We start from the raw sequence: 12,311 nt of genomic DNA, 5'->3' as shown, positions 1-12,311 counted from the left end.
TTTATACCTTGTACAAACTAATCCTGTAACAGTTTATCATATCCGACCTTATCCATAATCTGCCCGAACCGCTTGCCCGTTTCGTAATTTTCCATCCAGAGTTTGAGACTCCTAAAAATTATAAGAAGCACTTCGGCACTGCTGTAAATTCCCGGCAGTTCCGATCCTAAATGGGGATGCCTACCAAGACGGCCTCCGGCAACAACGCGCCAGCCTTTTCGGGAACATGAAATAACCTCAACCGGACAGGTGCGTGTACAAAAACCACAATCCAGACATTTTTCGCGAGTGATAACAACTTTACCATCGATAAATTGCATTGCATCATCCGGACAATTCGTCACACATTCACCGCAACCGATACATCCTTCGTTATCTATGACCGGAACACATGCGCGAATAAGTCCGATGTCGGAAATATGCGGACGTGAACAGCCATTCGGACAAGCTCCGGCATTAACACTGAAAACTTTATGGCGCGAAATATTATCTCCGAACTGCGATTTAAGGAATTCCGGCCAACCGGACTCTATCACGGTTTTCTCGATTCTATCGGCAAAACTCTCTTCAACGAAAAGAGCAAAGCGGCATTCTCCGCCCTTAATGCCACGGCAAATATTTACGATTGCGGATTTCTCCATAGTCAAACCTCTCCTGCTCATGATATCAGGCTGTTGAATTAATTAATAACGATAAAAAAGATAACATAGTCTGACTTGAGTCAAAAAGTCAGATCCTAAAGCCCAAATAAGGCGACTTGTAATGAAAAAGACACATAATCTTGGTCAAATAAACTTGTTTGCAGGCCTTTCCGAAAGCCAGTTGGAAAAACTCGATAGCATTGCCATCCCTCGAAAACTCATTCGCGGTGAACAAATATTTTTAATGGGACAAGAAGCCAGCGGCTTTTACAGTGTCGAAGACGGTAGAGTTAAAATTTATCGGGAATCACTTTCAGGCAAGGAACAGATCATACATATTTTCGGCGGTGGTGAAATTTTCGGTGAAGTTCCGGTTTTTCAAGGAACAAGCTATCCTGCAAGCGCAGTAACACTTGAAGATTCTACAGTTTTATATTTTTCACGTGAGAGATTTGAAAGGATTATAAAAGAAGATCCCGGCCTTGCAATGAGTATGCTGGCCCTGCTTTCAGGCAGACTGAGACAAATGGTCAATCAAGTCGCCGCGCTTAGTTTGGAAGAAGTTCCCGGCAGACTGGCAAGCTACCTGCTCCTGCTGAAAACCACCCAGAAATCTAACATTCTGGAACTGGATCTACAAAAAGGACAGATAGCCGCATACCTCGGCACAATACAGGAAACCCTGTCACGCATTTTTAAAAAAATGAGTGAGCAGGGATTAATTAAGGTCGACAAAAAAACAGTCGAAATCATAGATGAAGCTTCTTTAGAACTTATTGCGAGCGGTGAGGAGCAGCTGTAAATCAGCGATTAGACTCCATCATGGTATTTGCATCTTCCCATGCCTGTGCAACAAGACTCGCAATCTGAGGCTTAGAATACTGCCTGTCTGCACCGACAGACTCACCCTTATGCAACAATTCCTCTGTGATGAGAGATGAAAATAAAAATACGGTCAAATCTTTTAAAATAGGGTCACCCTTAATTCTGCGTGTCACGGCATGACCATCCATCCCCGGCATTTCAATATCTGAGACAACAAGCTGGAGAAAATCGGTAATAGGTTTACCGGACTGTTCAGCTTTTTCTTTAAATATCAAAAGAGCATCCCACAGATCTTTCCCGTTAACAAAGGCGTCCACGGAGAATCCGCCTTTCTCCAAAGCCTGCGTTACCAGATTTCGCATAGAGCGGGAGTCATCAGCGCACACTGCCTTAAAAAAGACTTCATCAACTTCCGCAACGTCAAGCAAAGCTTCGTCGCTGTTGGCTGGACTTAAATCATCCAAAGCCTGTTCGAGATCGAGAACCTGAAGAATACGATTCGGATCGGTAAGCTTAACTGTTCCGATAATTGTACCTTCAGCATATTTGACCATATTGCCTTGCAGGGATTCAAGCTCTTCCCAGCTTATACGGTGAATTCTGTTAACTCCTGAAACCAGAAAAGCGCTGGTTACGTTATTAAATTCAGTGATAAGCACCATACGATTTTCACCGCGCACTCTATCCATTCTCAGCCAGCCGCTAAGATCGATAAGAGGGATAACAGAACCCATAAATTCAAACATACCCAGAACAAGAATATTACTTGAATCTATTTTACCGGTAGTTGTTTTTTTGATGTCTGCGTCTTTACGGCCAGAAAAATTTTTTAAATCAACTTCTTTAACAATCTTCTTAACTTTAGCGACATTCAACCCAAAGGACCAACGCTTTCGTTTATCGCCACGCCCTTCATCGAGATATAATTCAAGAATTTCTACTTCGTTAGTTCCAGACTTCAATAGGATCTTGCTTGACATTTATTATGACCCCGCTCGTTATAAACTCAGCACAACTTAGCTATAAAAACAATATATGAATGGTAGTTATTACAGCTAGGCTGTTCCGTCTAGTACTGTTTTGCAATGTAAACATTAACACCGCGCTATTCGCTCATTTTAAGAACCAAAGACGCCAGCATTTCCTTAAACACAGGTCCCCAATCACCCGGATTTTCCTGCCTGAATAAAGTCATGGACGGATACCATGGAGAATCAGCGCGTTCACGCATCCATCTCCAGTCCGGATTATAGGGAAGAGCTACCCATACCGGAATTCCAAGAGCTCCCGCCAGATGCGCAACAGACGTATCAACAGTTATGACAAGATCAAGCTGTCCTAAAACCTTAGCTGTATCTCCGAAGTCGTCACAGCCCGACGCAAGCTCACGAACGAGAAAGCCACATGCTGATTTTTCCCTCTGAGCAGCTTCATCCCCTTTTTGCAGAGAATAAAGCATTACACCGGGAATTCTGGAAAAAATAAGAAAATTTTCTATATCAACAGAACGGTTATGGTCATTTTTGTGAGTCGGTTTTCCAGCCCATACAATCCCCACCTTGAACTTAGTTCCCGGCGGCACATGCACAGGAAACCCCGCCCCGGCAGGAGGGACAAGATATGGACACTTCGAAGGAATACTATCCATGTCATGCTTCATAATCCGAGGAAGACTGAGCAGCGGAGCCTGAACATCAAAATCAGGCAACCTGTCACCGGCACTTACTATCTCTTCAAGCCCTTCAAGCCCTTTTAGCAGAGATACAAGTTCTTTCTGGCATTCAAGAATGACCTCGCCTCCGGCCTTGGCAACCTCGGCAACGTATCTGCAAAAATTAAGAGTATCGCCGAATCCCTGCTCACTATATAAAAATATCCTGCGTCCATTAAGCGGTGAACCGTCCCACAACGGCTGCTTAAAATGACGCTCATTTAATTCGTTACGATACCATCGATATTCATAAGCCTCAAAGCCTTGAATAAAATCACCTTTTGAAAGCAAAGCAAGTGCTCTATCCCAATTTATTCTGACATCATCCGGCTTTGATTTTAAACAAAAATCAAATATTTGAATAGCTTCATCAATCTTACCCATATCCTGTAAAACAAGCCCTAAATTGTAGTAAGCATCAATGAATTTTCTATCTAATTTAAACGCCTTACGGTGACAGTATACAGCCTCTTTCAACTGCCCCTGTCTACGCAGAACATTCCCTAGATTTGTCCAGCAACCAGAAGAATCAGGATCTACAGCAAGTGCTCTGCGATAACATTCTTCGGCAGCCCTGATTTTATCCTGACTACGTAAAAGAACTCCCAGATTTGATAAAATAACCGGCTCATCCGGTGAATAGGAAAGGGCCATTGCATAAAAATTCAGAGCATCATCATAAAGCTTAGCCGAGTGCATTTTCACAGCTTCTTCAAAAGCTTTGCGCCCGTTTTCAGGTAAAGAGTCCAGCCAGTCTTCTCTGCTCATCGTTCCCTCATGGCGTAACTCATCGATCCCATGAACGGTTCCAAAATGTATTCCAGAACAGTGCGTGTTCCGATATGAATTCCGGCAACAACCTGAATTCCCGGGAAGAGTCTATAAAAGTTACCGTCGTGCTCGAAACTATCTTTATCAGTTTCAATACGGACCCGGTAATACATCGCCCCTCTTTTAGTTGTATCCGCGTCAGGACTGATATTAATCACCTTTCCATCAAGATTACCGAACCTTGCGGCATCACGGGAAGCAAGCTTAACAACCGCCTTCTGTCCGTCTTTTACATATCCGATATCACTTATAGGAAGGCGGGCTTCAATCACGAGCTTATCTCCGGCGGGTACTATATCCATAATTGTCGACCCTGCCCTGACAACCTCCCCGGCGCTCATAACATATAAGGTTTTAATAACTCCATTTACCGGAGACCTTATCACTGTTCGTTTTAAATTATCCTGAAATTTTCTAATGCGCTGTGAAAACTCTTCAAGTTCACGACGATCTTCCTGCATTTCTTCTCTGACAGAGGCATAGTATGAATTGGTAATTTCATTAATATCCGCCTGCGCCTGAATCAGTGCAGAACGAGCTTTCGCAAGCTTCGCTACATCCTCATCTATTGAGCTTTTTAATGAAGATTCTTCTTTAAGAAACCCTAAATGTTTATAGCGGGAAGTAAGACCTTCATCCAGCAACCCGCTGCTTATAGCTATCTGCTCACGCAAAAGTCTAAGACTGATCACGGCGTTTCGCTGGCGGGAAGCAATCTGCTTTATGTCCTGTTCACGCTGAATAATTTTTTCTTTTTCTGATTGCAGATCATTCTTAATTCTCTCTTTTCTAGTCTGAAAAAGCTTAAGGGAGCGCGCTATAAGTTTCGGGAAATTATCAAAAATATCTTCGGGATAATTCGGTTTATCAAAACCTTTATCTTCCGCTTCAAGCCTTGCAATATTAACCCGCAGAGTTTTAACGCGTACATCAAGTTCTTCCACACTGGAATCACTGGCTGTAGCTTCAAGCTCCATCAACTCCTGTCCTTTTGAAACAGACTGACCTTCACGAGCGCTGATTTTTAATACGATTCCGCCCTCAAGATGCTGAACGAGCTTAAGCCGGGAACTGGGAATAACTTCGCCTTCCGCCTGACTCACAATATCAAGCTGAAACAAGCAGGCCCAGCCGAAAAAGCCCAAGCACATGGCAACACAGATAAAGAGAAAAAAATGACTCGCGGCTTTAACTTCACCGGATATCTGCGGTGCATTGTTATTGATCATTTTGATTCTCCACCGCTCTCGTTACAACACCCCTGACTTTTCTTATCTTTCGCTGGATATAAAATTGTCGGCACAGGCTTACTGCTCAAATCAATCAAAACATCGGAACGTTCAGCAAGGCGTACGTCCTGAGTTACAATAATCAAAGTTTTCTTAGCTTTTACAAGAGATTGAATCACCATATCCATGATCCGAAGACCTTCTGGATCGAATCCTTCGGTCGGCTCATCCAGAATACATATAGCCCCCTGAACAGCCAAAGCTCTGGCCAGAGCAAGTCTGCGCCGTATGCCCACTGCAAGCTCCTGCCCGCCATTTACAACCTGAGCTTCAATACCCTTTGCGCTGGTATCGAGATATCTTTTCAGACCTGAAGCTTCGACAATCCTTAAAACTCGTTCGTCGTCGATATCAGGACAATTCATACAAATATTTTCTTTAATTGTAGCATTTAAAAACCTTGGCTCCTGCGGAAGGTACATCAACTGACTTCTCCACCACGGGGCGGCAAGCTGACGCAAATCAACTCCTCCAGCAAGAATCTGTCCCCTGCCGGGATCAATAAGCCCCAGTAGCAGTCGAACCAGAGTAGTTTTACCGGAACCGTTATGCCCGGTAATTACGACGATATCTCCGCCCTTGATATCTACTAAAAGTCTTTCGAAAAGTGGCCCGGTGGAACCTGGATAAGCGAAACCGAGATCTTTTATTTCAATGCTTCCCTGATATTTTTGCAGAACTGTTCCGGTCGAAGATTCAAGAGGCTGACTCATAAACTCGCGTAAAGAAATCATCATGGTTGAAGCCTGATCAAGCATATTGCGTGACTTCATAAATGAAGCTGAAACAGAAAGAGCTTTTCCCGAAAGAATAGAGGCTCCGATAAGCCCCCCCATACTGAGCGAACCCGCAACAACTTCACGCGCCCCCACGGCATAAACAAAAACACGAAGCAGCATACCTAAAGTTTGCAACACGGCCTGCGCCCTTGTTCCGCTCTGAACCATATCGCGCTTAATCTCTTGAAGTTTATCAACCTGACTGTCCAAGACCTTTGAAAGAAGTCCAATTCCTCCGAAAGCTCTGACCGTATCTGCTCCGGCGATTGCATTAGAAAGATGTCCGCGATGAGACACGGACTCATTACGCATATCATTCATCAACTTCTTTCCGCGACGCATACTTAGCCAGCCGGAAAGGCATGTGCACAAAACAGCCAGTATAGTAATAATTGCAATGGCGGGACTGAGGAAAAAAACGGCGCCCACAAAAAGAATGAAAAACGGCATATCAAGAACAGAACAGATAACAGAGGCGTCATAGCCGGATTGGACAACCTGAATACCATTCATAAGCTCATGAATACGAGCAGGAGGAATGCGGCCCAGAGTATTCATTTTCGCACGGGCAAGACATGTTAAAACAGCATCGGCAAGCGCTCTGTCAGGACCGACATTCACAGCCGAAGCCATGCGAACCCGCACGACAGTAAAGGCATGACTTAAAAATCCGGCAATAAGCATTCCGGAGGTGAGAGTGATAAGAGTTCCGTCAAAGCCATACCCGACATAACGATTAAGAACCTGTATGACAAAAATAGGTGAGGCAAGCGAAAGAATGTTTATAAAAAAAGAGGCGAGAGAAATCTCAAACGCAATAAATGGAACGAGTGACAATCTACGAAGCAATTCTCTCATATTAGACTACTCAAAAACTTCGATGTCTATCATCCCCATCTGGTAAAGCAGTCTGTATGCAAAAATTATGTTATCAATATCAGCGGTTACACTTGCACTTGTAGCTGTACTATAGTCCCGTTCACCGACCAGAATATCAAGAAGCTCCACCTGTTCGCCGGTAGCCCTTTTTTTCTTAATCAGTTCAAGAAACTCTGCGGTAATGTTGGCCTGAGTTCTATAAAGTTCAGCATTCTTACGAAGTGTCATCAGCTCAAGCCATGCGTTTCTGACATTCTCTTCAACCGTGCGTCTCACATCAAGTGTCTGCTTGCGTATTTCACGCAGATTGGCTTTTGCAGACTGAGCACCCTGATATTCACTGATGCCGGAAAAACCGGTATAACTGACCTGAAAAGTAGCTTTATTTTCCATTCTTACGCCGCTTGCACCCTGATCCTGTTCTCTTCTTTTGCCTTCAACGACAAATTCAAATTTCGGGAACAGAGTAGCTTCCTGAATATCAACATCGCTGGAAGAAGCTTCTTTAGTGTATTTAAGTTGAAGAAGCTGAGGATTCTGCTCATAAGCCTGAGCAATAGCATCATCAATAGAGGCAGGCATATAACCTGAAGGCATTGCCACAGGGACCATTTTATCTATTTCATCAGAGGTGATGGGATATCCGAAAACTGACCTAAAACGGTTGCGCGCAATCTGAAGCTGTCTCTCCACTGTAACTCTGTAAGACATAGCTCCTGCGAGCTGAGCTTTAATCTGAAGTTCTTTATATGACAGCCCCGCCCCGCGCTGAACGAGTGTTTCTTCCATTCCGGAAAGACGTTTCATGCTCTCTTCTGACTGGATTGCGTATTTTAGCATTTCTCTTGAACGGATAAGCCCGAGATACGCATCAACACCCTGAATAATCAGCTCCTGCTTCGTCTGGTCAAGCACTGCTTTATATTCATTAAGAACAGCCTCTGCGCGAGTGACTCCTCCGGTTGCTCCGCCAAAATCGTAAAGCAGCTGGGTAGCTTTAATCTTTTCTTCGTTTCTGCCTTTATTCGTGCCGCCGCCGGGCTTATCAATCTCTTCACGTCCGCCTTCAACAGAAGCATCCACTTTCGGAGTCCAGCCGGACCAGCTCTGCGAAACGAGATGTTCCGCCGACTCTACGCGAGCTTCGGCAGCTTTAATCCTGTCATGAGTGGAAAGGAGATCCTTTAAAATTTTGGCAAGATAAGGCTTGCCGTCAACCTGACCGGGGTTCATTGCAGTCATTCCTTCGGACATCGCAGGCTGGGCGAAAACCTCACCAACCGATGCGAATAAAAGAAAAAATACCGCAAACATTACAGGCAAACGAACAAATTTCATAACAACTCCCCGAAAAAAGTAAATATATTAAGGCACTATATACAATCAACTAGATTATTACTTTCTATATACATAAATATGATTGAAAAATCCAGAGAACTAGGTGTATCTATCTTAATATATATTGGACTTTTCAATAAATAAATCAACCTTTTTTAATTTAATATATGCTAAAAACTATCAAAAAAATTTTCGGATCAGATACCATGCTCTTGTTCATAACAGGCATGATTGCTTCACTCATCGTTGCAGCTCTCTATATTTTCAGGCCGCCTATACTCCAATTTGTGGACTATAAAATATATGACGAGTTCATGCGCCAAAGCCCCGTAGGCGAAAAAACCGACATCCCGGCAATTGTCGATATAGACGATGAAAGCCTTGCGGAACTTGGACAATGGCCTTGGCCTCGTTACAGAATGGCATTACTGCTTGCAAAAATTAAACAGGCCGGAGCTCTTTCAACAGGACTGGATATACTCCTTGCCGAACCGGACAGAACATCTCCCCAGACAATCCAGAAAAGCCTCCGCAACGAACTCGGGGTTACTGTTAATTTCAAAGGTCTCCCCGCGGGACTGATGGACAATGATCGAGTTCTTGCCGACGTTCTTTCGCAGGGCAAATATGTGCTTGGTTTTTATTTTGATTTTCAAGACGAAGCAAACGACCAGCCAGTGCCTTCTACTGAATGTTTTATAAAAACTCTTTCCATAGCACAGATAAAAACTGAGGATTCCCCCCCTTTAGATAAGCTTACCCGTGACGCATTAGGCGCCATATGCCCCCTGCCCATACTGACAAAAGCTTCCCCCTTATGCGGATTTTACAATTCCATCACGGACTTTGATGGAGTGGTCAGACGAGTTCCGCTAGTCATATCATGGGAAGGAAAACAATATCCCAGTCTGGCGCTTGCAACACTCATGAAAGCGATGAACAGGAAAAGCGTTATCGCAAAAACTACAAGATATGGTTTTGAATCCATCAGACTTGGAAAAACTGTCATTCCAGTTGACGCAAACGGGCAGATGCTCGTCCGCTATCGTGGCGGCGTAAATGAATTTCCATATTACAGTGCACGTGACATACTAAGCGGGAAAGTCGGAGAAAAAGAGCTTAAAGGTAAAATAGTTCTTATGGGAACCTCCGCAGCAGGACTGCGGGATCTGCGGGTTACACCTTATACATCCAATTACCCCGGAGTTGAGGTTCATGCTACCGTCATCGATAATATCCTTACCAAAGACTTTCTACTGCGACCCGACTGGATTCCCGGACTAGGGCTTGTCATTGTGCTTGCCGCCGGTATTCTAACAACCATACTCCTAACATGGACACGCTCTCTTCTGATGGTTCTGCCTATCGCCGGGATGGGTATTGCTATCGTTGCAGGAGCCCTGTTTGTTTTTAAAACATATCACGCCTTCCTTACTCCCACCTACGCTCTGATTACATTAAGCCTCAATTTTACGATGCTCACCTTAATCAAATTCTGGCGAGAAGAAGGACAGAAAAAATTCTTACAGGCGACATTCTCCTCATATCTTGCACCGGAACTTATTGATGAGATGTTTTCAAGACGCGAAATGCCGGAACTTGGCGGCGAAGCAAAAACAATCACCGCCTACTTTACCGACATTCAAAGTTTCTCCACTTTTTCCGAGAAGCTGACCGCAACACAGCTGGTAGAACTTCTCAACGAATACCTCTCGGTAATGACTGACATCCTTATTGATAACAAAGGAACCCTAGATAAATACGAAGGGGATGCCATTATCGCCTTTTTCGGAGCACCTATAGATGTTCCAGATAATGCCCTGCGAGCCTGCCGCGTTGCTGTTGCCATGCAAAAAGCCAACAACGACCTGAGAGATAAATGGAGCAGAGAAAAACAAATACCCGGTGAACCAAATCGAAACACTAAAGGATTCCCGGACGAACAATGGGCGCCAGATGAAAAATGGCCTAAAGTCGTCCACCATATGCGAACCAGAATCGGCGTTAACACGGGCGAAATAGTAGTAGGAAACATGGGTAGTGCCATGCGCATGAACTACACCATGATGGGTGATGCTGTTAACCTTGCAGCCCGCTTGGAAGAAGGCGCAAAACAGTTCGGAATATTCAACGCAGTCAGTCATTTTACGCTCGAAATGGATGCCGAAGATGAAAACGGCAATCCCTGCAAAGTAATGGATTTGGTCGAAGCAAGAATGGTCGATAATATTCAGGTTGTAGGGAAAAGCGAGCCCGTGAGAATTTACGAATTGGTAGCCATGAAAGGCGGCCTTACCGAAGAAGAAATTATCCTGTTCGACCTGTTCAGCAAGGCGCGTGAACACTACGTCAACACAGAATGGGATAAGGCTATTGAGTTATATAAAGAAGCTGAAAAACACGAAAGGTTCACGGATACAAAAATAACGCCGTCCGAAGTATTCCGCTTAAGAGCGGAAGAATTTAAAATAAATCCGCCTGTACCAGCCGGAGAAAAGTGGGATGGGGTTTATCGGATGACTAAGAAATAGGGGGGAGAATAATGTCACTTTTAATCTAAAGTGACTTAAGCCACTCCCAATTAATGCCATACTGTTTTGGCGCAATTTCTTTTATTACTTTCAAGCCGACTAACTTCTTAATATCTCTTCTAGACGTGGATTCAGCAACGCTTACATAAAGAGGTTTAAATACGGGATCAGCATAAAGTGAACGTAATGAAAATTCTTTTTTAGTTTCAATCAATTGCAAAACTAAATCATGTTGTCGCGAAGTGATATGCTTATTCTTTCTAGCTGATGACATATAATCTTTGAACAGTAGAACATTTAAGACTCCTACAACCTTATCTTGAACTTCCTCAAGAGATTCAATCAATCCTCTATAATAAAACTGTAAAAAAGGAGTCATATCTTTTGCTTTTCTAGATTTCGAAAAAGAAATAAAATATTCATCAATATTTCTGTAATAAAAATTGGACATCATTGGAGCCACAAGACTTGCTCCCCCCACCTTAAGCAATGATGCTTCAACAAATCTAGCTGTTCTACCATTCCCATCTTGAAATGGATGAATCATTGCCAGATGATAATGTGCGAGAGCAGCCTTCAGAGAATGATCAACTTCAAGCATTTCAGGGGAATTAATCCATTCAATAAAAATTCCCATCAAAGTTTTTATATCATCAAGAGTCTTTGGTGGTTTATATACCCCGCCATGATTTTTATCTCCGACTTCAACGACTTCATTTCTATATATACCGGGAGAATTATGATGATAATCAATATTGGTTGTAACTATAGAATGAGTCGTTTTTATAAACTCTTCAAAAAGAAGAGATTGCGGATTAGCAACCTCATGCTTCCCAAGAAGAGAATAAAGGACTTTAAGGTTTCTAATTTCAAACTGTGCTCTACTTCTGAACTCTACTTCTATATTCTTATTATTATCTTCCACCTCATTTTCGTCTTCTTCATTAAGAATATCTCGGACCTCCTCCTCACTTAAAGGATTACCTTCAATAGCGGCAGTTCCAAAAATAGAACTACGAATAAGATCTGTTTCCAACTTAGCAAACAAACTAGGTAAAACTGGTAATTTTTTTATCGATTCATAGAGAGTATTAAACTCAACCATTAGTGGATTAATTACCAACTCATCACATTCACAAGAAAAAATAAAATTACCACTTTTATGAGTAAGGTGTTTTATGACAGGTATATTGAATCCATTTTTGAACATAATAATGAAACCTTAAACATTTTATTTATTTGAATAATTACACAAATTTAAAGTATAGATGCAAATAAATATTACACACATAATGAACCTAAAGCAATTTTTTACTTACTTTTCGCAAAAAAATATTCAAAAAGTAAAATCTTTACTCACTTTTTAAAATTTAACTTAAAACTAAAAATAACTATCTATTATAATTCAAAAAAATCCCCCGAGACAAAAAATCTCAGGGGACATCAAAACCACAAATATAACGACCTCTCCCCAACCAAAAAGTTTT

Annotated in this window: 9 protein-coding genes; 2 read left to right on the top strand and 7 right to left on the bottom strand. The window is 42.7% G+C overall.

Annotation, left to right across the window (positions count from 1 at the left end; genetic code table 11):
- Positions 1–17: 17 nt before the first annotated feature.
- Complete coding sequence (locus tag BLT41_RS14275) at positions 18–641, bottom strand: 4Fe-4S binding protein (protein WP_092162332.1); 624 nt, start codon at positions 639–641, stop codon at positions 18–20.
- A 121-nt stretch (positions 642–762) separates the two neighbouring features.
- Here BLT41_RS14275 and BLT41_RS14270 point away from each other — a divergent pair, with 121 nt between their 5' ends.
- Complete coding sequence (locus tag BLT41_RS14270; protein WP_092162330.1) at positions 763–1,443, top strand: Crp/Fnr family transcriptional regulator; 681 nt, start codon at positions 763–765, stop codon at positions 1,441–1,443.
- A gap of 1 nt (position 1,444) precedes the next feature.
- Here BLT41_RS14270 and BLT41_RS14265 read toward each other — a convergent pair whose 3' ends face one another.
- The 5 genes from BLT41_RS14265 to BLT41_RS14245 all read right to left on the bottom strand — a co-directional run bounded on the left by BLT41_RS14265 (position 1,445) and on the right by BLT41_RS14245 (position 8,293).
- Positions 1,445–2,446: a chemotaxis protein gene (locus BLT41_RS14265; protein WP_092162328.1), complete on the bottom strand. Its 1,002-nt coding sequence runs from the start codon at positions 2,444–2,446 to the stop codon at positions 1,445–1,447.
- A gap of 125 nt (positions 2,447–2,571) precedes the next feature.
- Complete coding sequence (locus BLT41_RS14260) at positions 2,572–3,945, bottom strand: tetratricopeptide repeat protein (protein WP_092162327.1); 1,374 nt, start codon at positions 3,943–3,945, stop codon at positions 2,572–2,574.
- On the bottom strand, positions 3,942–5,237 hold the full coding sequence (locus BLT41_RS14255; protein ID WP_092162326.1) for an HlyD family type I secretion periplasmic adaptor subunit: 1,296 nt from the start codon (positions 5,235–5,237) through the stop codon (positions 3,942–3,944). The genes BLT41_RS14260 and BLT41_RS14255 overlap by 4 nt, the downstream gene beginning before the upstream one ends.
- A complete protein-coding gene (locus BLT41_RS14250) occupies positions 5,234–6,934 on the bottom strand; it encodes an ATP-binding cassette domain-containing protein (protein WP_092162325.1) in 1,701 nt (566 codons plus the stop codon). The genes BLT41_RS14255 and BLT41_RS14250 overlap by 4 nt, the downstream gene beginning before the upstream one ends.
- A 6-nt stretch (positions 6,935–6,940) precedes the next feature.
- Positions 6,941–8,293, bottom strand: a complete 1,353-nt coding sequence (locus BLT41_RS14245; RefSeq protein ID WP_092162324.1) for a TolC family protein — start codon at positions 8,291–8,293, stop codon at positions 6,941–6,943.
- Between the two features lie 206 nt (positions 8,294–8,499).
- Here BLT41_RS14245 and BLT41_RS14240 point away from each other — a divergent pair, with 206 nt between their 5' ends.
- Positions 8,500–10,824, top strand: coding sequence for a CHASE2 domain-containing protein (locus BLT41_RS14240; RefSeq protein ID WP_244512291.1), 2,325 nt, complete (start codon positions 8,500–8,502; stop codon positions 10,822–10,824).
- 25 nt (positions 10,825–10,849) lie between these two features.
- On the opposite strand, the gene BLT41_RS14235 is transcribed toward BLT41_RS14240, so the two are convergent.
- Positions 10,850–12,034, bottom strand: coding sequence for a Fic family protein (locus BLT41_RS14235; protein ID WP_092162322.1), 1,185 nt, complete (start codon positions 12,032–12,034; stop codon positions 10,850–10,852).
- Between the last annotated feature and the right edge of the window lie 277 nt (positions 12,035–12,311).

Source organism: Maridesulfovibrio ferrireducens, from assembly GCF_900101105.1.
GTDB classification, from domain to species: Bacteria; Desulfobacterota; Desulfovibrionia; order Desulfovibrionales; family Desulfovibrionaceae; genus Maridesulfovibrio; species Maridesulfovibrio ferrireducens.
This window is presented reverse-complemented; position numbering and strand designations above follow the sequence as displayed.